Origin of the sequence: Embleya sp. NPDC059213 (assembly GCF_042754445.1) — a bacterium.
GTDB lineage: Bacteria > Actinomycetota > Actinomycetes > Streptomycetales > Streptomycetaceae > Embleya.
Genome location: NZ_JBHZAV010000003.1, coordinates 131875 through 152243, shown reverse-complemented (window position 1 = coordinate 152243; position 20369 = coordinate 131875). Strand labels below are relative to the sequence as shown.

General features: G+C 71.8%; 18 protein-coding genes. 6 read left to right on the top strand and 12 right to left on the bottom strand.

The features are described 5' to 3' along the window. Positions 1–115 precede the first annotated feature (115 nt). The 3 genes from ACFXMF_RS02360 to ACFXMF_RS02350 form a co-directional block, all read right to left on the bottom strand. Positions 116–2650 (bottom strand): ABC transporter permease, encoded by a 2535-nt coding sequence (locus tag ACFXMF_RS02360; protein WP_379988450.1) that lies wholly within the window; start codon positions 2648–2650, stop codon positions 116–118. Next, positions 2650–3483: an ABC transporter ATP-binding protein gene (locus tag ACFXMF_RS02355; protein WP_360306103.1), complete on the bottom strand. Its 834-nt coding sequence runs from the start codon at positions 3481–3483 to the stop codon at positions 2650–2652. The genes ACFXMF_RS02360 and ACFXMF_RS02355 overlap by 1 nt, the downstream gene beginning before the upstream one ends. Before the next feature lie 176 nt (positions 3484–3659). Beyond that, complete coding sequence (locus tag ACFXMF_RS02350) at positions 3660–5126, bottom strand: MFS transporter (protein ID WP_379988451.1); 1467 nt, start codon at positions 5124–5126, stop codon at positions 3660–3662. A 255-nt stretch (positions 5127–5381) separates the two neighbouring features. Here ACFXMF_RS02350 and ACFXMF_RS02345 point away from each other — a divergent pair, with 255 nt between their 5' ends. Both ACFXMF_RS02345 and ACFXMF_RS02340 read left to right on the top strand, forming a co-directional pair. Further along, positions 5382–5861: a hypothetical protein gene (locus ACFXMF_RS02345; protein ID WP_360306107.1), complete on the top strand. Its 480-nt coding sequence runs from the start codon at positions 5382–5384 to the stop codon at positions 5859–5861. A gap of 165 nt (positions 5862–6026) precedes the next feature. Next, complete coding sequence (locus ACFXMF_RS02340) at positions 6027–7094, top strand: aminotransferase class V-fold PLP-dependent enzyme (RefSeq protein WP_379988452.1); 1068 nt, start codon at positions 6027–6029, stop codon at positions 7092–7094. 75 nt (positions 7095–7169) lie between these two features. Here the strand turns inward: ACFXMF_RS02340 and ACFXMF_RS02335 are convergent, their stop codons facing one another. Beyond that, the gene (locus tag ACFXMF_RS02335; RefSeq protein ID WP_379988453.1) at positions 7170–8153 is read right to left on the bottom strand and encodes a TIGR03620 family F420-dependent LLM class oxidoreductase; all 984 of its coding nucleotides are present in this window, start codon (positions 8151–8153) and stop codon (positions 7170–7172) included. 179 nt (positions 8154–8332) lie between these two features. On the opposite strand from ACFXMF_RS02335, the gene ACFXMF_RS02330 reads away from it, so the two are divergent. Next, on the top strand, positions 8333–9205 hold the full coding sequence (locus tag ACFXMF_RS02330; RefSeq protein ID WP_360306113.1) for an AIM24 family protein: 873 nt from the start codon (positions 8333–8335) through the stop codon (positions 9203–9205). 57 nt (positions 9206–9262) lie between these two features. Here the strand turns inward: ACFXMF_RS02330 and ACFXMF_RS02325 are convergent, their stop codons facing one another. The 3 genes from ACFXMF_RS02325 to ACFXMF_RS02315 all read right to left on the bottom strand — a co-directional run bounded on the left by ACFXMF_RS02325 (position 9263) and on the right by ACFXMF_RS02315 (position 11031). Further along, entirely contained in the window at positions 9263–10120 is an 858-nt protein-coding gene (locus ACFXMF_RS02325; protein ID WP_360306115.1) for a thioesterase family protein, read from the bottom strand. A 111-nt stretch (positions 10121–10231) separates the two neighbouring features. After that, entirely contained in the window at positions 10232–10660 is a 429-nt protein-coding gene (locus tag ACFXMF_RS02320; protein ID WP_360306117.1) for a proteasome activator, read from the bottom strand. A 44-nt stretch (positions 10661–10704) separates the two neighbouring features. Continuing rightward, on the bottom strand, positions 10705–11031 hold the full coding sequence (locus ACFXMF_RS02315; RefSeq protein WP_360306119.1) for a hypothetical protein: 327 nt from the start codon (positions 11029–11031) through the stop codon (positions 10705–10707). Positions 11032–11286: 255 nt separating this feature from the next. On the opposite strand from ACFXMF_RS02315, the gene ACFXMF_RS02310 reads away from it, so the two are divergent. Continuing rightward, positions 11287–11883 (top strand): PadR family transcriptional regulator, encoded by a 597-nt coding sequence (locus ACFXMF_RS02310; protein ID WP_379988455.1) that lies wholly within the window; start codon positions 11287–11289, stop codon positions 11881–11883. Between the two features lie 152 nt (positions 11884–12035). Here the strand turns inward: ACFXMF_RS02310 and ACFXMF_RS02305 are convergent, their stop codons facing one another. The 3 genes from ACFXMF_RS02305 to ACFXMF_RS02295 form a co-directional block, all read right to left on the bottom strand. Beyond that, positions 12036–13412: an SDR family NAD(P)-dependent oxidoreductase gene (locus ACFXMF_RS02305; RefSeq protein WP_379988457.1), complete on the bottom strand. Its 1377-nt coding sequence runs from the start codon at positions 13410–13412 to the stop codon at positions 12036–12038. A gap of 253 nt (positions 13413–13665) precedes the next feature. After that, the gene (locus ACFXMF_RS02300) at positions 13666–14658 is read right to left on the bottom strand and encodes a ketopantoate reductase family protein (RefSeq protein ID WP_379988458.1); all 993 of its coding nucleotides are present in this window, start codon (positions 14656–14658) and stop codon (positions 13666–13668) included. A gap of 132 nt (positions 14659–14790) precedes the next feature. Further along, positions 14791–15312 carry a GNAT family N-acetyltransferase gene (locus ACFXMF_RS02295; protein ID WP_360306127.1) on the bottom strand — a complete coding sequence of 174 codons (522 nt, stop codon included), beginning with the start codon at positions 15310–15312 and terminating at the stop codon, positions 14791–14793. Positions 15313–15612: 300 nt separating this feature from the next. Between ACFXMF_RS02295 and ACFXMF_RS02290 the strand changes: the two genes are divergently transcribed. Then, positions 15613–16827 (top strand): pyridoxal phosphate-dependent aminotransferase, encoded by a 1215-nt coding sequence (locus tag ACFXMF_RS02290; protein WP_360306449.1) that lies wholly within the window; start codon positions 15613–15615, stop codon positions 16825–16827. Positions 16828–16889: 62 nt separating this feature from the next. Here the strand turns inward: ACFXMF_RS02290 and ACFXMF_RS02285 are convergent, their stop codons facing one another. Together ACFXMF_RS02285 and ACFXMF_RS02280 are read right to left on the bottom strand one after the other, a co-directional pair. Further along, the gene (locus ACFXMF_RS02285) at positions 16890–17807 is read right to left on the bottom strand and encodes an LLM class F420-dependent oxidoreductase (protein WP_360306129.1); all 918 of its coding nucleotides are present in this window, start codon (positions 17805–17807) and stop codon (positions 16890–16892) included. Positions 17808–17860: 53 nt separating this feature from the next. Continuing rightward, on the bottom strand, positions 17861–18811 hold the full coding sequence (locus tag ACFXMF_RS02280) for a glutamate ABC transporter substrate-binding protein (protein WP_360306131.1): 951 nt from the start codon (positions 18809–18811) through the stop codon (positions 17861–17863). Positions 18812–19004: 193 nt separating this feature from the next. On the opposite strand from ACFXMF_RS02280, the gene gdhA reads away from it, so the two are divergent. Next, the gene (gene gdhA / locus ACFXMF_RS02275) at positions 19005–20366 is read left to right on the top strand and encodes an NADP-specific glutamate dehydrogenase (RefSeq protein WP_360306133.1); all 1362 of its coding nucleotides are present in this window, start codon (positions 19005–19007) and stop codon (positions 20364–20366) included. Positions 20367–20369: the final 3 nt, after the last annotated feature.

Below are 20369 nucleotides of genomic sequence, written 5' to 3'. Positions count from 1 at the left end.
CGCACCACCGACAAAGCGCCGGACGGGCCGTGTTCGACCCGTCCGGCGCTCGTGACGCGGCGACTTCCGCCGCGGCCGATTCCTCGGCCCGCTCCTCGATTCCGCCGCTACCGCCCTACTCCTTGGCGCCGACCGCGTCGATCGGGGCCAGCCGCAACAACCGGCGGGCCACCGGGGCCACCGTCAGCGGCGCCAGCAGGAGGGCGGCCGCGCTGATCGCCAGGCACAGCGGCAGCGGGACGTACGGGGTCGTGGTGTCGAACGAGCCCTTGTTGAACGGCACCAGGGTGGCCAGCGCCACCGACATGCCCAGCCCCAGGCCGATCGCACCGACCATGATCGCCTCGCGCCGCAACACCGCGCGGACCTGGCCGTGCGTGCTGCCGATCATCCGCAGCAGGCCCAGTTCCCGGTTCCGGGCCGCCGTGGTGACCGCCATCGTGTTGATCGCGGCGATCGTCGCGAAGCCCGCGAGGATGACCAGCATGATGTAGTTCAGCCACTTGTTCGTCTCGCGGTCCTTGTCCACCTGGGTCGCGTACGCCGCCTGGTCCTGCACCGACACCCCCGGGTGACGCTGCGTCAGACCGGTCAGCGCCGCGTCCGCGGCCCGCACGTCCGCTCCGGCGGCGAACCGCACCAACAGCCGCGTGTCCAGCGCCGTCTCCACGTGTCGCTCGACCGCGGCCCGCGGCAGCGTCACCGCTGCGGTGCCCAGGCCGCGCTCGTAGATCGCCACCACGATGGGGTTGATCGCGGTCCCGTCCCCCAGCCACATCGACACCGGCTTGCCGACCTTGCCGTGCAGCGCCGACGCCATCTGCCGATCCAACGCGACCACGCCGCCCTGCGGTTGCGGCGCACCGGACCGCAACGCGTCGGTGCTGCCCTCACGCACGCCCAGATCCAACGTGGTCGCCAGATCCTGCGTGGTGCCGCCGACGCCCTGCGCGCTCTGCTTCGCCAGGCCGCCGTCCCGAACGACCACGACCGAGGTGTTCAGCACCGACGTCACCGACGCGACACCGGGGGTGGCGGCCACCCGGGCGGTGGTCTGCGGAGCGAAGCCCGGCCCGGCCAGTACCCGATCCGCGGTGATCGCCTCCTTGGACTGCACGCTCGCGTGGTGGTCCTCGGCCGCGAACATGAAGCTCAGCGTGGCCGCGAAGGCGACCGCCAGCGCGATCGGAGTGATCGCCGACGCGAGTCGCCGCGAGTTGGCCCGGGCGTTGTCGAAGGCGAGTTGCCCGGTGGTGCCGAACAGGCTGCCGACCCACCCGAACACCGACACGAGCAGGTGCGCCAGAATCGGGCCGAGCAGGCCGATGGCGATCATGAACAGCATGATCACGCCGCCGGCCGCGGCGATCGCGTCGTCACCGGTGGCGTTCAGCGCGACCCGGGTCACCGCGATGCCGCCGCCGAGCGTGCCCAGTCCGAGCACCAGCCGGATCCAGCCGACGAAGACCCGCTCGGTGGCGGCGTCGCCCAGCGCCTCGGTCGGCTTGATCTTCGCGCTGCGCCGCGCCGCGAGTAGTCCCGCGCCCAGCGCGGTCAGCGTGCCCGCGCCGATCGCCACGACCATCGGGATCCAGCCCACCGAGAGCGTGACGCCGTGCGCGACCAGGCCCCGGTCGTCCATGGCCGAGAACCACCAGCGGGCCAGCAGCGTGCCGGGCAGCACCCCGACGGCGCCCGCCACCAGGGACACCAGAGCGGTCTCGGTGGCGATCATCCGGCGGATCTGCCACGGCGTGGCCCCCACCGCGCGCAGCAGCGCGATGTCGCGCCGGCGCTGCCCCACCGACAGCGCGGTGGCGCCGGCGACCACGAAGATCGCCACCATCAGCACGATGCCGCCCAGGGTGCCGCCGATCGCGGTGAACATCTCCTTGGTGTTGCCGAAATCGCTGTACTCGGCCGCCCCGCGCGCGTTCCCGGTGGCCACCTTGGCGCCGGTGCCCGCCACCGCGGCCCGCACGTCCTCGGCCACCTTGCCGGTGTCCGCGCCGGCCGCCGGGAGCACCCCGATCGCGGTGACCGTGCCGGGGTGTCCGGCCAACCGCTGCGCGTCCGCGTCGGCCACGTACAGGTGCGCGCCCTCTCCCGGCACCACGCCGCTCACCCGCAGCGCGACCTCGCCGCCGGGCGTGGTCGCCCGCACGGTGTCGCCGACCTTGGCCGACCCGGCCGCGGCCGTGGTCAACACCACCTCGCCGGCGCCCGGCGCGGTCCCCTCGCGGGTGCCCGCCAGCGGCGCCGAGGACCAGCCGTGCCCGGCCGGTGTGGTCCGCTCGATCTGCGCCGGGAAGGTCAGGTCGGGGATCACCGCGCGCACCCCCGGCACGGCCGCGATCCGCCCGGCGAGCCCGGCGTCGATCCGGGTCCGCTCGGGCAACGGGGCCGATTCGGTGTACTTGCCCTCCCCCTTGCCCAACTGCTTGCTCACCTTGTCCGGCCCGCTGACCAGGATCGGCGTGTCGGCGTACCGCTCGGGGGTGGCATGCGCGCGAATGCCGCTCTCCATGAACACACCGCACATGGTGACCAGCATCGCGGCGAACAGCAGCGCCACGAACGAGCCCGCGAAGGACGCGGGCCGAAAGCGCACCGAGGTGCGCGCGAGACCGTTGGGTCGAAGCAGCGACATCAGGCGGCCTGTTCCTGTCGGGTGCCCACCTGCGAGAGGTCGACCATCCGGGCGGCGATCGCCTCGGGCGTGGGCCGGTACAGCTCGCCCGCGAGGTTGCCCTCGGCCAGGAAGACCACCCGGTCCGCGTAGGACGCGGCGACCGGGTCGTGGGTGACCATCACGATCGTGGCGCCGGTCCCGTCCACCGCGTGGCGCAGCAGGGTGAGCACCTCGGCGGCGGTGGTGGTGTCCAGCGCGCCGGTGGGTTCGTCCGCGAACAGCACGTCGGGCCGGGTGACCAGGGCACGGGCGATCGCCACGCGCTGTTGCTGACCGCCGGACAGTTGCGCGGGTCGCCGATTCGCGTGCCGGTCCAGGCCGACCGTCGCGAGCACCTCGGCGGCGCGCCGGCGATCGGCGCGCACTCCGGCCAGGCGCAGCGGGAGCAGGACGTTCTTCTCCACGGTCAGCGAGGGCAGCAGGTTGAACGCCTGGAAGACGAAGCCGAGCCGGGTCCGGCGTAGCCGGGTGAGCTCGTTCTCCTTCATCGCGGTCAGGTCGTCGGTGCCCAGCAGCACCCGGCCGCCGTCCGGCCGGTCCAGGCCCGCGGCGCAGTGCAGGAAGGTGCTCTTGCCGGATCCGGACGGGCCCATCACCGCGGTGAAGGTGCCCCGGGGGATGGCCAGATCGATGCCGCGCAGCGCGTGTACCGCCGCCGCGCCCTTGCCGTACGCCTTGGTCACCGCGTCCAGCCGCACCGCGCAGTCCACCGAAGCGGGCGCCGCGTACCGCGGGGTGTACGCGGCATCCTTCTTCGCCTGCCGTGTACCGCGACCGCCTCGCCCGAACATGCTGCCTCCCGTGCCTCGTAACGCCTGTCGAAACCAACAGGTTCGACGCTACAAATCGGGGGCTGTGCGGCACGAGGGTGCGACCACGCGGATCGGGGGTGGGGACAACCCCACCCCCGACACGTCGAGGGGGTGGGGACGGGCGGCCCCGAGGCGGTGCCTGGGGCCGCGGGTGCTCAGGCGACCGGGCGGGCACCCGGCTTGGCCCGGCTGGGCACCACGAAGGTGACGCCGAGGGCGACGACGGCGGCGACGGCCGCGCAGACGAAGGTCAGTACGAAGCCGCGTTCGGCGGGCAGTCCGCCCGGGCCGGGGTTGGCGGTGAGCAGCGTCGTGGAGATCGCGCTCGCGCAGGACATGCCGACGGTGCGGGCGATGGTGTTGATGCCGGTGGCGATGCCGGTCTGCTCGACCGGGACGGCGCCGACGATCAGGTTGGCCATCGCCGACATGGCCAGCCCGATACCGATGCCGAAGATGAACATGGCGACCAGAATGTGCCAGCCGCTGGTGTGCAGGAGCGCCAGGAACGTGAAGCCCGCGGCCATCAGCACGCAGCCGGCGACCATCGCCGACTTCGAGCCGAACCGCTTGTCGATCACGCCGGCCATCGGGCCGATCAGCAACATCGCGAACGCCTGCGGCAACACGTAGAGACCGGACACCGTCACGGTGGTGCCGAAGCCGTAACCGGTGCTCTCGGGCATCTGCAGGAAGCGCGGCACGAGCAGCATGCCCGCCATCATCGAGAAGCCGACGAGCAGGCCGCCCAGGTTGGTCGCCCACACTCCGCGCAGCCGCATCACCCGCATGTCCACGAGCGGTTCGTCCGTGCGCGACTCGGCGAACACCCACAGTCCGAGGAAGACGAAGCCGGCCACGAACAGGCCGACGGTGTTCAGGGAGCCCCAGCCCCAGGACTCGCCCTTGCTCAGCGCCAGCATCACGCCGACCAGACCGAGCGACAACAACGCGCCGCCGAGCCAGTGGATCCGGGTCTTGACCCGGACCGGCGATTCGGGGATCAGGAACCACGAGGCGATCGCGGTGACCAGGCAGGTCGCCATCGGGATCCAGAACAGCCAGTGGTAGGACAGGTGGTCCATGATCGGACCGGTGATCACGATGCCGATGCCGCCGCCGATGCCCATGATCGCGGACATCAGGCCGATCGCACCCGCGCGGCGCTCCGGCGGGAACTCGTCGCGCACGATGCCGAAGGAGAGCGGGAACACCGCGCCGCCGAAGCCCTGGATCACCCGACCGATGATCATCAGTCCGACCGAGTCGGCGAGCGCACACACCAGCGAGCCGAACGCGAGCATGCCGATGGTGAACACGAACAGGCGCTTCTTGCCGTACATGTCGCCCAGCCGCCCCAGGATGGGCGTGGTCACCGAGGCGCACAGCAGGTAGCCGGTCATCAGCCACGAGGTGGCGTCGGCGGTGGCCCCGATCTCGGTCTGGATCTGCGGGAGGGCCGGCGCGAGCATCGACTGGAGCAGCGAGTAGGTCAGCGCACCCATGATCAGGACGAGCAGGACGAACCCCGTCCGGCTCATGCCCGCGGGCGCGGCCTCGACCGGGGTTTCGGGTGCGATGGGCGGGACAGTGGCGGACGGCGCCTGCTGCGCGCTCTTCAAGGTTGGTTCCTTACATGTACGGGCCACCGACAGGAACGCACGGCGCCCCGTGACAGGGTTTTTGGTTGGGTGTACCAACCGACTTTATGCGGCGCAGGAAGACTTGATCACCGTTCAACGAGACGTCGGGGTAAATTCCCCGTAAGTATTTGCTGCGCAATCTTCCACAATCTGTCAAATAACGGCCAAACCCCGATGGGCGATTCTGTGCCAAGATCGATCTGACGCATCGTCACTTCCTGGGAGGGCAACCCCGTGGCGGATCGAGAACCAGAGCTGCGCATCACCCACATCTCCGAGACCCCGTGGCACGAGGTCAAGGCCCAGTCGCACGGGGGCCGACGCACCTCGGTCTGGGAGAAGTTCCTGGAGTGGTCCCCCGAGCGCATGGTGATCTACGCCCGCTACGACGCGGGTGTCGTGGTCGAACGGCACGGCCACATGTCCGAGCACTACGTCTTCGTACTCGCCGGCGAGGTCCTGATCGGCGACCGCCCGTGCCCCGCCGGCACCCACATCACCCTCGAACAGGGCGCCGCCTTCGGCCCGCTGATCGCCGGCCCCGAGGGCGCGACGCTGTACGAGGTCATGTGCGGCGACCCCCGAGCGGTCCCCGCCGACCGCGAGGGCTTCGACCGCCTGTGCGCCGAACGCGACATCACCCCCCTCCCCAACCCCCCGGTCCCCTGGCCCGACTGGCTGGCCACCCGCACCGACGGCAACCCCGGCGCCTAGCCCGGTCCGGCGGATCCTGGTGGATCGAACACGCAACGCGACCCGTCGCGGGACGGCGCGGCGGGCGCGGCGCGCGGTGGGGCCTGGCCGCGGGCACGGAAAATCAGGCCACCTGTGGGCAGGTGGATCTGTCTTCAAAGGCCGCAAGCTGCCTAGCCTCGCGGTATGGACACGGAACTGGACTCGAATCCGACGTCGGACCCGGACCGGGAGCATGCGCACTGGAGCGCGGAGCCCGGCTGGCTCAACACCGCGAGCAGCGGCCTGCCACCGGATGTCGCCATCGCGGCGCTGACCCGGGCCCAGGAGACCTGGCGGCGCGGGCGGATCGACATGGACGGATTCCACGCGGCCGGTGAACGGGCGCGTGCCTGCTTCGGCCGGATCGTCGGCGCGCCGGCCGAGGCGATCATGGCGGGCAACACCACCTCCGGACTGCTCGCGCCGTTCGCCGCCGGCCTGCCCGCCGGTGGGCGACTCGTGGTGCCGGAGGTCGAGTTCACCTCGAACCTGTTCCCGTGGCTGGTCCAGGAGGCCCGCGGCGTCGAGGTGGTCACGGTGCCGACCGCCGAACTCGTCGAGGCGATCGACGAACGCACCACGGCCGTCGCGTTCAGCCTGGTCCAGTCCGCCGACGGGTCGATCGCGGCCGAGGCGGACATCGTCGCGGCGGCCCGCGCGTACGGTGCGAGCGTCTACGTGGACGGCACCCAGGCCTGCGGGTGGCTGCCGGTGGACGCGACCCGGTACGACCTGTTCGTGGTCAGCGCCTACAAGTGGCTGATGGCCCCGCGCGGCGCGGCGTACGGCTACGTCGCACCGGAACTGGCCGCCCGCACCCTCCCGCACGCCGCCAACTGGTACGCCGGCGCGCCCGACGTCGACCCCTACTACGGCCCGCCGCTGCGGCTGACCGACAGCGCGCGCCGGTTCGACACCTCGCCGTCGTGGTTCTGCCAGGTGGGCGCCGACCCCGCGCTCGAACTGGTCGAGCGGATCGGGGTCGAGCACATCCACGCCCACGACATCGCCCTGGCCGACCGCTTCCGGACCGGCCTGGGCCTGCCGCCCGGCGACAGCGCGATCGTCGCGATCGACCTCCCCGACGCCCAGGCCCGCCTGGCCGCCGCCGACATCCACTTCTCGGCGCGCGCGGGCCGCACCCGGCTCGCCTTCCACGTGTACAACACCGACGCCGACGTGGACGCGGCCGTGGCCGCGCTCACCGCCTGACCCACCGGGCCCGCCCGCCGACGGCCACGCCGAGCGGGCCGGACACACCGGGCGGGCCCACGTCCCCTCCCCGACTCAGAGCAGCACCGAAGCCAGCGACCGCCAATCCGTCATCGGCGCCTGCGTCATCGTCTCGCCGAGCACCTGGACGCAGACGTGGTCGGCTCCGGCCGCGAACTGCGCGTGCACGCCCGCGTGGATCGCCGATTCGTCACCCGAGACCACCAGTCGGTCGACCAGCCGTTCGCTGCCGCCGTCCGCGAAGTCCTCCTCGGCCAGGCCCAGACGCAGCAGGTTGCGCCGGTAGTTGGGCAGTTCGAGGTAGATCCGCAGGTGCTCGCGGGCACGCCGCAACACCGTCTCGCGGTCGGTCGCGACCACCACGGCCTGCTCCACCGCGAGCAGCCGATCCGGTCCCAGCGCCGCACGCGCCTGGGCGGTGTGCTCGGGTGTGACCAGATAGGTGTGTGCGCCGTCGGCCCGCTCCCGGGCCAGGTCCAGCATCCGCGGGCCGAGCGCCGCGAGCACCCGCGGCGGGCGCGGGGCGTCGCCGCCGGCCGCGAAGTACAGCGAGGAGTCCATCGCGTCCAGGTACTCGCGCATGTGCGCGAGCGGCTTCTCGTACCTGCGCCCGCCCGGCCGCAGGCCCTCGACCAGCCCGCCGTGACTGATCCCCAGCCCGGTCAGGAAGCGCCCCGGGTGGGCCTCGTGCACCGTGCGCGCCGCCGCGTTGGCGGCCATCGCGTCCCGGGCCCACACATTGGCGATCCCGGTCGCGGCGGCGATCCGCGGTGCGGCGCCCAGCACCAGCAGCGCCTGGGTGAACGCCTCGCGGCCCACCGTCTCGCCCCACCACAGTGCGCCGTAGCCGAGTTCGTCGAACTCGGCCACGGTCTCGCGCAGTTTCGGCACGGGCAGAAAGTCGAGCGCCGCGGTCCACAGCCCGATCCGGCCCAGGTCCGGACCGGACCCTCCCGCGAGCCCCGGCGCGGTCCGAGGCCCGGTGGTGGTCGGTATCGACGAGGGTATGGGTGCCGGTGTCGACGGCGGTGTGGTCATGGCGCGCTCCCGAGATCCTGGCGTCCTGTAACGCTGTAACAGAGAGATTCTCCCGCACCATACCGGTCGACATGGGCCACCCTTGGTTCCGAGGGAACCATGGACGCGGAATCATGGTCTGGTCACACGTACCAGGTGCCAACCGCACCCATGCCGTTGCCGGATCCGTCGGAGACCTCGTGCAGAGTCCGTTGTTCAACCACACGCTGCGCCAGTCCGCAGAGCGCTACAGCCTGCAGAACGCGCACATGCTCCGGGTACTACTGGCCCCGGAGGTGGGCACCGAGGTACTCGCCCGCAAGGGCGCGATGGTGGCCTACCAGGGAAGCGTGCAATTCGAGGGGGCGTTCCAGACCGCCGCCGAGATCCGCACCGGCGCGCTGACCGGCGACATGCTGGACCTGATGCGCTGCCACGGACACGGCACGGTCTACCTGGCCAATCAGGCACAGAGCATCCACATCCTGAATCTGCACAACGAGTCGCTGATCGTCGAGGACGAGAACGTCCTGGCCCTGGACAACACGCTGAACTGGAGCGTCGTACAGATCGACGCGGGCTACAACGTGGGCGGCATGGGCGCCTATTCGATGCAGATCGGCGGCACCGGCAAGATCGTGATCACCACGTCCGGCGCGCCGCTGGTCCTGCGCGCGTCCCACGATCGCGAGGTGTTCGCGGACGCCGACGCGGTGATCGCCTGGACCGCCGGCCTGCAGACCAGCCTTCAGGCGCAGGCCACGTCCTCGCGGATCTGGCGCCGGCGCCGACAGACCGGCGAAGGCTGGACGATGGCCTTCACCGGCGAGGGCTACGTGGTGGTCCAGCCCAGCGAGATCCTGCCGGTGAACCTGACCGCGATGGACGGGAACCGCTTCGTGGGCATGGGTCGGGACGGCTTCCAGAACAACACCTGGGCCGGCCCCGGCGGCCCGCACGGCGCACCGCCCCCGCCGCCCGGCCCGGGTGGGCCATACGGCGGCCCCGGCCCCTACGGCCCCGGCCCCCAGGGCCCGTACGGTCCGCCCGGGCCGTACGGCCCACCCCGCTGATCCCTGCGCCCAGGCGTCGGCCGGGCCCCGCGTCGGCGGGCACCCGGCCCACCCCTCCTACCGCGCCCGCGGCCGAGGCGCCCGCGCCAACTGCCGCGACTGCGCGACCAGTCGGTCCGCCGAATCCCACACCTCGCCGTCCTCCTCCAGGTAGCCGCCGGCCAGGTTGCGCGTGGTCAGCGACACCCGCAGCCACCCCGGCACCGGCCGGGCCCGCACATGCACGGTCAACTCCACGGTCGGCACCCAGCCGCGCAGGCCCAGATCGAACGCGGTCGGCGGCAGCGCGTCGACCGCGAGCAACAACGCGAGCGGGTCCGGGTCGCGGCCGTCCGCGAGCCGCCACCAGGCGCGCACCTCACCGCGTCCGGACGGCTTCCCGGTCAGCCAGCCGGCCGCCGCCGGATCGAGCAGTTGCTCGGTGCGGTCCATGAACGTGCTGCGCCGGATCGGCGCCACATCGGAAAAGCTCGCGGCGCACTGCTCGGGCGAGGGCAGTTCCGGCGGCCGGGCGGTGGTGTGCACCTGCGGATCCAACCCGGCCAGATCGCCGTAGGTGGCGGTCACCTGGACCCGGCTCTCGCCGTCCTGCACGATCCGGGCGGTGCCGGTGCTGAGCGTGCGCCCGGTGCGCAATACCTCCGTACGCACCTCGGCGGGCCCCGGATGCGACGTGGTCAGGTAGTGCGCGGTGATCGTGAACGGGTCCGGATGCGGCAGGGCCGCGCCGAGCGCGCGGCCGGCGAGGGCGAGCAGGTAACCGCCGTTGAGGCCCATGCCGAACGCCCAGTCCGGCGAGAGCGTGGTGTCGTAGACGCCCGACGCGTCCGGGCGCGGAACGCACCTGGTGTCCCGATCGAGTTCATGGAGCGGCGCGGCGACCGGCCCGGTCTCGGCGGATGCCTGTTCGGTCATGATGACGACTCCACGGGTGCTCGACTGACGAACAATCAGCTTGGCACAGTCATGGATCCGGCCGGCCGGCGCGTCCACCGGCCGGCGACCGCGCGCTCGGACCGGCCCCGCTCACAGATACGAGCCGTCGTCCTCCCCGCCCGGAAACCCGTGCGGTGGTCCCACCTCGGCGTTGTTCCGCAACATCAGGGTCAACCGGATGCCGCCCCACAACCCTTCCAACCAGCCGATCAACTGCGCGTGCACGATCCGTAGTTCCCCCACGCTCGGCGCGTCGCCGTCGGCGAACGGCCGGGTCAGGCGCGCCAGTTCCTCGTACAGGTCGGGCGCGAGCGATCGCCGCAGCTCGGGCAGCGAGCGCTCGTAGACGGTGCGCACCCGGCCTCGGCCGGACTCGTCCAGCGGCGCGTCCCGCAGTTCCTCCAGAAGGTGGCGAATCATCTCGGCGACGCGCATCACGCGGTCGGGCGCCGGCACGAGTTCGCCGAGTGGACGCCGGTCGTCCCCGTCGTGGGTGGTGGTGACAATCGGATCAACCATGCGCCGCGCCTACCCGGCGCGGAAGCCGGAAAACCGCCGGGGGGTCAGCCCCGGGCCCGCGAGGCGGGCGGAGCGGACGGTCCGGACGGCCCCGGATCGCACTCGCGCACCGGCGGGGTGTGCTCGTCGGGCAGCGGGTGCGCACGCGCCTCGTCGTCCTCGGCGGCCGGCTCGGCCGCCGGCCGCTCACCCCCGCGCAGCGGCGGAATCGGGTCCCCTTCCGACGCCTGCGCCACCGTCGGCGCCCCGACCGCCCGGGCGTCGGCGGCCCGCTCCGCCCGTGCCCGCGCCTTGGCCGCCCGCAGCACCACGATCACGCCCGCGAGGAACAGCAGGTATGCGACCGCGCCCACCACCAACCAGGTCCACACAGCCCTCTCCCCACGCCAGTCGATCACCAAGAGCTATCAACCGAAATCTACCCGTAGGCAAGGCCCGCCCAACGCGTCTCGTGCGTCCGCCTCGTGCGGGTTCCGTGGAGAACCCGCGCAGATCGCCGTTCACGCCACCGCCGGCCCGGCCGAACGCACCGCACCTCACTTGCTTGCGAAAGAAGCACTCCCGATATATCGTTGAGCCATCGCGAACGATCGCGATACACACACAAGATCAACAAGGAGAAACTCATGCACCGCAGCAAGGGACGCCCCCCGTGGGGCGCGGAAGGACGAGACCGCCCGGCCTTCGGCCCGTGGGGCCCGCCCGGCCCCGGCCCGTGGGGACGCGGGCACGGCCGCGGCGGACCGGAGGGACGCGGTCGCGGCCGCGGGCGCGGTCGCGCCCGACGCGGCGACGTACGAGCCTCGATCCTGGCTCTGCTCACCGAACGGCCGATGCACGGCTACGAAATGATCCAGGAGATCGGCGAGCACACCGGTGGCGTGTGGAAGCCCAGCCCCGGTTCGGTCTACCCGACCCTCCAGCTCCTGGAGGACGAGGGCGTGATCGAGGGCGTCGAGGGCAGCGGCCGCAAGCTGTTCACCCTCACCGACGCCGGTCGCGAGGAGGCCGCCGCACTCCCCGAGGGCACCAAGCCCTGGGACGAGGCCAGCCGGGGCGTCGACTTCGAGGCGGTCCACGACCTGCGCTCGGCGATGCACGGCATCGGCGACGCGCTGCGCCAGCTCATGATGAACGGCACCGAGGCGCAGCGGGCCAAGGCCCTGGAGGTCGTCAACGACACCCGCAAGCGGCTCTACCTGATCCTGGCCGAGGCCGACTGATGTGGGTCGCCCGGATCACCGACCACCGGCTGCGGTTCGGCACCTCGGTGCCGAGCCGCAGGCCGGTGCCGCAGCAGGTGCCCCGGTAGTCGAGACCGACCACCGGGGCACCCTCCCGCCACCGTCGAACCCGACCGTGGCAACTCCCCCGATCACCAGGGCGCGACCCGATAGTCCTTGAGGAAGCACCCGAACACCGGCTCGCCCCGCTCCCCGCGCACGATGGGGTCGTACACCCGGGCCGCGCCGTCGACGATGTCCAACGGCGTGCGGAACCCGGCGGCCGCGACCCGCGCCTTGCCCGGGAGCGGCTTCTCGTCGGTGATCCAGCCCGTGTCCACGCTGCTCAGGTACACGCCGTGGGCGGCCAGATCCTCGGCGCTGGTTCGGGTCAGCATGTTCAACGCGGCCTTGGCCATGTTCGTGTGCGGATGCCCGGGCGACTTGTACGCCCGCCCGAACTGGCCCTCCACCGCCGACACGTTGACGATGTAGCGCCGCTCGCGCGCACTCGCGCGCAGCAGCGGCAGCAGCCGGCCGACCAGCACGAACGGCGCCGTGACGTTGACGAGTTGCACTTCCAGCAGTTCCACCGGATCCACCTCGTCGACCCGTTTGGACCACGAGTTGGCGACGGCCCGGTCGGGAATCAGCCCCGCCGCGTCCGGCTCGACCCGAGCCGGCTCCGCGCCCGGCGGCGTCCCGGCCGGGTCCCACCCGTCGGCGGGCCACCGGTCGAGCGCGAACGACCCGGCCCCGGACGCGAACTCGAACGCGCCCGGCCCCAGCGCGGCCCGCTCGGCCGCCAACAACGGCGCGTACGCCGACGCCGGTCGACGGATCGTCTGCGCCGCGTTGTTGACCAGGATGTCGAGCGGGCGCCCCTCCGCCACCAGTCGATCGCACCACGCCACCAGGCCGCCGAGGTCGCGCAGGTCGATCGCGTGCACGTGCAGTCGATGCGCCCACGCGTCGTGGTCCGGCGCGGCGGCGAACCGCTCGTGCGTGTCGTGCGGGAAGCGCGACGTCACGATCACCTCCGCGCCGTCGCGCAGCAGTTTGAGCACCAGCTCGTGGCCGATCTTGACCCGGCCGCCGGTGACCAGCGCCCGTCGCCCGGTCAGGTCGGTGCGCGCGTGGCGTCGTTGCCGATTCTCCACCGCGCACGCGGGGCACAGCCGGTGGTAGAAACCGTCGACCCGCCGGTAGGGCTGCTTGCAGACGTAGCAGCGCAGGCCCATCTCGACCACGCCCACGCACGAGGGCAGTCCGGTGTCGTCCAGCGCACGGTCCTCGATCCGGTCGGCGGCGCCCAGCGCGGTGCGCTCGGTCACCTCGGTGCGCTCCCGGGTGCGCAGCGCGCGCTGCTCGGCCCGGCGGCGATGGCGCCCGGAACGCACGAAGGACGCGAGCGCCTGCTCGATCCGTCGCCGCTCGGGTGCCTCCGGAGCCAGGTCCGACAGCGCGCCGAGGACGGCGAGGCAGTCCTCGAGGGATGGCGAGTCGGCGCGGGTGTCCGGGTCGTTCATGAGGTTCCCCCGAGGGACGTGCGGCGGATCCGGCGGCCGGCCCTATGGCTCCGCGGGATCCGCGAAGCGGGCGTCAACCGGGTGCACTTGCGGCTCCCATCGGTGTACTCCCTTCGCGGGCGGATCATGGGCGCGCTGCCGACGAAGCGTCGGGTCGGCACGTCGGCGGTTCGCCGACGGATCGTCAGGTTAGCGAGCGGCCGACCCGGCGGTCACCGGCTTTTCCCCGCGCTCCCGCGCTCCCCGGCCGCGCTCAGGCTTCCCGACGGGGCTGGTCCCGACCGTCCACGACGGCGCGCAGCAGGTCGAGTTCGGACACCGAGCCGGGTTCGCCGCCGACCGCCACCAGTCGGTTCGCGGCGCGTTGCAGCTCCGCGTTGACCGGGGTCGGCACGCCGTGCAGCCGGCCGAGCCGAACGATCTCGCCGTTGAGGTAGTCGGTCTCGATGCCGCCGGTGTGGCGGTACAGGCTCTGCCAGGACGAGCCGCCCGGCCGCCGTTCGCCGCGCACCGGGCGCACCTGCACGAGCGCGCTCACCGGCGCGAACTCGGCGTGGATGCCGGCCGAGAAGAGCACCGTACGGGCCTCGTCCATGGCCAGTCGGTCCAGGTTCCCGCCGCGCGCGTTCGGGCCGCACAGCGCCTCGACCGCGTTGCCCAGGTTGGTCACCAGCTTGCCGTACTTGTACGCGGTGATGTCCTCGTACACCTCGGAGCCGTAGCCGGCGCCGGACAGGACACGTGACACCTGGGCCGCGAACGCGTCCCGACCGCGCGGATGGCGGCCGATGTCGAGCACCCCCGTCACCGGCGACGAGTAGCTGCGCACCACGCCCGGTTCGAGGAAGGCGGTCGGGCACGCGACCAGCACGCCGTACACGTTCGCGAACAGGCGCAGCGCGGTGTCCTCGTTGCTCACCCCGTTCTGGGCGCACAGGATCGGCACTCGCGAATCGGCGTATCGGGCGAGCTCGCGCAGCGCGCCGGCGGTGTCCTGGGACTTCACGCACAACACCACCGCGTGCACCCGGGCCCAGTCCACGAGCGAATCCAACGTGGCGATGTCGGTCACCGCGTCGAGCCGCACCACGTCCTCGCGGTCCGGGGACTGGACCCGCAGCCCGTGCGCGCGGATGGCGTCGACGTGGGCGCGTCGGCCCACCAGGTGCACGTCGTGCCCCGCCTGCGCGAGGCGAGCACCGAGGACGCTGCCGATTGCCCCGGCCCCCAGGACTACAAATCGCATGGCCGATCCCTCCCCGACACGAGAGGCCATCCAAACACGTCCCGGCAGCGCCGTGGGGCCCGCGAGGCCGGCGGTTTCCGGCCGGCGGCGCGGCTCGTCACGCGCGGGCGAGGCGGTGGGTGCGGCTCGTGGTCAGGTCGACGCCCACGCCGGCACGTACCCACCGCCTCGTTGTCCGGACCCGGACCCGCCGGACGGCGCCGGTACACGGCGTGCCGCGGGAACGTGTCGAATGGACGTGTGCGGCTCGCCGTCCACGACGGTGCGCCCGCCGCGCGGTTCGAAGCCGCGCCGGGTGAACCAGTCCGCGCTGCGCGCGTACACGTCGGAGATCACCGGGCGCGGGCCCGCCAGGACCAGGGCGTGTCGCACCAGGACGGTGGCGTGTCCCTGTCTGCGGTGCGACAACAACGTGCACACGCGACCCATCCGCAACAGGCCGTCCCCCTCCTCGGTCAGGCGCAGCGTGGACACCGCCACCCCGTCCTGTTCCGCCCACAGGTGCGCGGTACCGGGTTCGATGTCACGGCCGTCGGGATCGAGCCAGGGCTGCCGGCGTGCGACCACGAATACCCGGCTGCGCAGCGACAACAGCCGATACAGACTCGCGGCGTCGATTTCGCCCGCAGTTCCGTAGAAGTACGACACGTCCATATGCGGCAGGGTGGCACCGCGAGCGCGCCGTCGGGTGATTTGGATCTGCCACGCGGGCAACGCGCGGATGAACTCTTGTCGTCCAACCGGCAGCGTCCCGAGCCGGTGCCGGCCCCGTCCCGAACGGGTACCGGGTGATCCACGTGGCAAATATCCCACTGCGTCACGGCCCCCGGGCGTGGAAGACTCGCGGGGTCGCCCGCCCACACCGTGCACCCGAGGATCGCGCGGGCGATTGCCCTGCGAGGAGGAGATATCCAGGTGAGCGTCGAAGAGTTGTCGCAGCCACAACATCGTCCGTTGCCCGAGGTGCGCCAATCGGGGAAGCTCGCGGACGTCTGTTACGACATCCGCGGCCCGGTCCTCGACGAGGCGAAACGCCTGGAGGACGAGGGGCACCGGATCCTCAAGCTGAACATCGGCAACCCGGCCCCGTTCGGCTTCGAGGCACCCGACGAGATCCTGCACGACATGATCCGCAACCTGCCGACCGCGCAGGGTTACTCGGACTCCAAGGGCGTGTTGTCCGCCCGCCGAGCGGTGGTGCAGCACTATCAGACCCGCGGCATCGAGGGTGTCGACGTCGACGACGTCTACCTGGGCAACGGCGTGTCCGAGCTGATCGTGATGGCTCTGCAGGCGCTGTTGAACAACGGCGACGAGGTGCTCGTGCCGATGCCGGACTACCCGCTGTGGACGGCCGCGGTGAGCCTGTCCGGCGGTTCGCCGGTGCACTATCTGTGCGACGAGGGTGCGGAGTGGTACCCCGACCTCGACGACATCGCGGCCAAGATCACCGACCGCACCCGCGCGATCGTGGTGATCAATCCGAACAACCCGACCGGCTCGGTCTACCCGAAGCCGATCCTGGAAGGCATCGTCGATCTCGCCCGCCGGCACGGACTCCTCCTCCTCGCCGACGAGATCTACGACAAGATCCTCTACGACGACGCCGTGCACATCCCGCTGGCCTCGCTCGCGCCGGACCTGCTGTGCCTGACCTTCAACGGCCTGTCCAAGGCATACCGGGTGGCCGGCTTCCGCTCCGGCTGGCTGCTGCTGTCCGGTCCCAAGCGGCACGCGGCCAGTTACATCGAGGGCCTGAACATCCTGGCCAACATGCGCCTGTGCGCGAACGTGCCCTCGCAGCACGCGATCGCCACCGCGCTGGGCGGCTACCAGAGCATCAACGACCTGATCCTGCCCGGCGGCCGGTTGCACGCCCAGCGCGACGCCGCGTACGAGGCGCTGATCTCGATCCCGGGGGTGACCTGCGTCAAGCCCAAGGGGGCGTTGTACGCGTTCCCGCGGATCGACCCGGACGTGTGCAAGATCGTCGACGACGAGAAGTTCGTCTTCGACCTGCTCCAGAGCCGGCGGATCCTGGTCGTGCAGGGCACCGGATTCAACTGGCACCAGCCGGACCACTTCCGGGTGGTGACGCTCCCCCAGGTCGAGGACCTGACCGACGCGATCACCCGGATCGGCGACTTCATCGGCTCCTACAGCCAGTGAGCCGCGGGGCGTTTCCCGCCCCCGCACGGGCCCGGCGTCGCATCGGCGCCGGGCCCGCCCGCTCAGCCCAGGAGCGGGCGCACGGCCAACTTCCTGACGTGCGGCACGACCAGCTCGCCGAACGCGGCGGTCTGCTCCAGGTACCGCGCCCGCGACGTGGCCGGCAGCGTCAGCGTCACCCCGGTCACCCCGGCCGCGGCCTGCTCGGTCAGGTCGGCGACGATCGCCTCGTGATCGATGCCGTCGCCGTCGAACATGCTCATCCCGCGCGGCATGAAGGTGACGTCGATCGGATCGGTACGGCCCACCGAGGCCGCGTACTCGCGGGCGTAGTCCAGCCGCGCCGCCAGGTCGGCCAGCGTCTCCAGACCCGGGGTCTTGAGGTACTTGGACGCGCCCGCCGGGGCCGGCATCGGCAGCCAGCCGTCGCACAGGTCCACCACCCGGCGGATCGCCCGCTTGCTGTTGCCGCCCACCCAGATCGGGATCCGCGGCTGCGCCGGGCGCGGGCGCATGGTGTTGCCGCCCACGCTCTCCCCGGTCCACGCCGCGCGCATCGCCCGCAGCGCGTCGTCCAGCACGTCGTTGCGGTTCGCGTAGTCGGCGCCCAGCGCGGCGAACTCCGGCTCCAGGTAGCCCGCACCCACGCCCAGGATCACCCGGCCGCCGGACAGCGCGTCCAGCGAGGAGATCATTTTCGCGGACAGGTACGGATTGCGGTACGCCGGTACGAACAGGTTGGTGTGCAGCCGCAGCCGGGTGGTGGCCGCCGCCGCGAAGGACAGCGTGACCATCGGGTCGAGCGTGTGATGGCCGCCGTGGGCGAGCCACTGGTCGCCGGGGAACGGATGGTCGGTGGTGAAGACCGCGTCGAACCCGGCGGACTCGGCCGCGCGGGACATCTCCATCACGGCCTCGGCGCTGATCAGATCGGCGCCGGCCTCCACCAGGTGTGTGGGCAGTCCGAGCGAAAGGAACATGGCGGCAACGTAGCAGCGACCTGACGCATCGTCAGTAACCGCTGCCACAAAGGTCATCCGCCGTAGCTGGTGGTCGGCGGCTTGGCCGCGCCCAGGGCCGCGCGCAGCCACTTGTCGTAGAGCGCCTGCCACTGACCGTTGCTCTTCACCTGCTCCAGCACGCCGTTGAGGAAGCGCAGGAAATCGGTCTGCCCCTTGGGTATCGCGATGCCCTTGACCTCCTCCACCGCGGTCGGCCCGACCACCTCCAGCCACGGGTCCTGCTCGCGCAGGCTCTCCAGGAGCGACGCGTTGGTGTACGCCGCCGCCACCCGGCCCTCCTGGAGCGCGACCAGGCAGTCGGTGCGGTCCGCGACCGCGTACACCCGGGCCTTGGACTCGGCCACCCGACGCTCGGGCGTGGTGTTCGAGGACACACACACGTACTTGCCGGCCAGATCGGCCAGGCTCGTCACCTTCGTGCCCTTGGGCACCAGGAAACGCAGCGCGTCGTCCAGGTACACGCCGGAGAATTCCACCTGTTGGCGGCGCTCGCAGGTGATGGTCATCGCGTCCACGACCATGTCCACCTCGCCGCCGACCAGGACGTCGATCCGGCGGCCCGGCGGGATGGTCACGAACCGAATCCGGTCGGCGTCGCCGAAGATCGCCTTGGCCACCTCTCGGGCCAGGTCTATGTCGAAGCCCTCCAGCGCCCCGGTGCTCGGGTTGCGTGCGGCGAACATCCGGGTGTTCTGGTCCACGCCGACCACCAGCCGACCCCGGTCCTGGATCGCCCGCATCGTCGAACCGGCCGGCATCGCGCCCGCCCGGCCCGGCGTGGTCGGCGTCAGGCTCCGACTGGGGTCGCACGGCGGCGCCGGGACCGGGGGCGCGAGCACCGGATCGGGCACACCCACCTCGATCGGGCTGTATCGGGCCGGCGGCTCGGACCGCGGGTCGGTCCCGGCCGAGCCCCCCATCCCGCACGCGGCCGTCAGGAGCACGAGGGTCAGGGCCGCCACTCGACGTGACGCTGCATCAAATCTTTTGGGCCACACGGGATGCAGCATCGCAGGTGGGGGTTCCGCAGGAATGAGGGCGTTCCCTCATCCCGACGCGCGGGGCCGGCTGCGACCGTCCGGGGCCGCGGGGCGGATAGCGTGACCCCGCACGCGATCGCCCGCGACGCGCCCGTCGACGGAAGGACAACCACCCATGAGTCCCCAGACATTCGCCGAGCTGACCGGCCCGGCGGCAAGGACCTTCGACGAGGTGCTGCGCCGCAACCCCGGCGAGCCCGAGTTCCACCAGGCGGTGCACGAGGTGTTGGAGAGCCTCGCCGCGGCGCTGACCAGGCGTCCCGAACTCGCCGACGCGGCGCTCCTGGAGCGGCTCGTGGAGCCCGAACGCCAGGTGTTGTTCCGGGTGCCGTGGACCGACGACTCCGGACGGGTGCGGGTCAACCGCGGCTTTCGGATCGAGTTCAACGGCGCGCTCGGGCCGTACAAGGGTGGGCTGCGCTTCCATCCCTCGGTCAACCTGAGCGTGGTCAAGTTCCTCGGCTTCGAACAGATCTTCAAGAACGCCCTCACCGGGCTGGGCATCGGCGGCGGCAAGGGCGGTTCGGACTTCGATCCGAAGGGCCGCTCGGACGCCGAGGTGATGCGCTTTTGCCAGTCGTTCATGACCGAGCTGTACCGGCACCTGGGCGAGCACACCGACGTGCCGGCGGGCGACATCGGGGTCGGCGGGCGGGAGATCGGCTACCTGTTCGGCCAGTACCGGCGGATCACCAACCGGTACGAGTCCGGCGTGCTCACCGGCAAGGGCCTGGGCTGGGGCGGGTCGCAGGTGCGCACCGAGGCGACCGGCTACGGCTGCGTGTACTTCCTGGCCGAGATGTTGCGGGTGCGCGGCGACGACCTGGTCGATCGCCGTGCGGTGGTCTCCGGTTCGGGCAACGTGTCGATCTTCGCCATCGAGAAGGCCCGCGAACTCGGCGCCCGGGTCGTGGCGGCGTCCGACTCGGCCGGCTACATCGTCGACGACAAGGGCATCGACCTGGACCTGCTCAAGGAGATCAAGCTGGAGCGGCGCGGGCGGATCGCGGAATACGCGGACCGGGTGCCGCACGCGCGCTACGTGTCCGGCGGCTCGGTCTGGGAGGTCCCGTGTGACGTCGCGCTGCCCTGTGCGACGCAGAACGAGCTCTCCGGTGCGGCTGCCACGCACCTGGTCAAGCACGGTCTGATGGCGGTCGCCGAGGGTGCCAACATGCCGTGCACACCGGACGCGGTGCACGTCTTCCAGGCGGCGGGCGTGCCGTTCGCCCCCGGCAAGGCGGCGAACGCGGGCGGCGTGGCCACCTCGGCGCTGGAGATGGCGCAGAACGCCGCGCGCACGTCGTGGAGCTTCGCCGACACCGACGCCCGACTGGGCGCGATCATGCGCGACATCCACGCCACGTGCCTGGAGACGGCCGCCGAGCACGGCCACGAGGGCGACTACGTGTTGGGCGCCAACGTGGCCGGCTTCCTGCGGGTCACCGAGGCGATGACCGCCTTCGGCGTGGTGTGACCG

What these genes read in the sequence shown, in the direction of transcription:
- ACFXMF_RS02360 (WP_379988450.1), bottom strand. Translation starts at nt 2,650, where the DNA reads ATGTCGCTGCTTCGACCCAACGGTCTCGCGCGCACCTCGGTGCGCTTT.
- ACFXMF_RS02355 (WP_360306103.1), bottom strand. Translation starts at nt 3,483, where the DNA reads ATGTTCGGGCGAGGCGGTCGCGGTACACGGCAGGCGAAGAAGGATGCC.
- ACFXMF_RS02340 (WP_379988452.1), top strand. Translation starts at nt 6,027, where the DNA reads ATGGACACGGAACTGGACTCGAATCCGACGTCGGACCCGGACCGGGAG.
- ACFXMF_RS02335 (WP_379988453.1), bottom strand. Translation starts at nt 8,153, where the DNA reads ATGACCACACCGCCGTCGACACCGGCACCCATACCCTCGTCGATACCG.
- ACFXMF_RS02325 (WP_360306115.1), bottom strand. Translation starts at nt 10,120, where the DNA reads ATGACCGAACAGGCATCCGCCGAGACCGGGCCGGTCGCCGCGCCGCTC.
- ACFXMF_RS02320 (WP_360306117.1), bottom strand. Translation starts at nt 10,660, where the DNA reads ATGGTTGATCCGATTGTCACCACCACCCACGACGGGGACGACCGGCGT.
- ACFXMF_RS02310 (WP_379988455.1), top strand. Translation starts at nt 11,287, where the DNA reads ATGCACCGCAGCAAGGGACGCCCCCCGTGGGGCGCGGAAGGACGAGAC.
- ACFXMF_RS02305 (WP_379988457.1), bottom strand. Translation starts at nt 13,412, where the DNA reads ATGAACGACCCGGACACCCGCGCCGACTCGCCATCCCTCGAGGACTGC.
- ACFXMF_RS02300 (WP_379988458.1), bottom strand. Translation starts at nt 14,658, where the DNA reads ATGCGATTTGTAGTCCTGGGGGCCGGGGCAATCGGCAGCGTCCTCGGT.
- ACFXMF_RS02295 (WP_360306127.1), bottom strand. Translation starts at nt 15,312, where the DNA reads ATGGACGTGTCGTACTTCTACGGAACTGCGGGCGAAATCGACGCCGCG.
- ACFXMF_RS02285 (WP_360306129.1), bottom strand. Translation starts at nt 17,807, where the DNA reads ATGTTCCTTTCGCTCGGACTGCCCACACACCTGGTGGAGGCCGGCGCC.
- gdhA (WP_360306133.1), top strand. Translation starts at nt 19,005, where the DNA reads ATGAGTCCCCAGACATTCGCCGAGCTGACCGGCCCGGCGGCAAGGACC.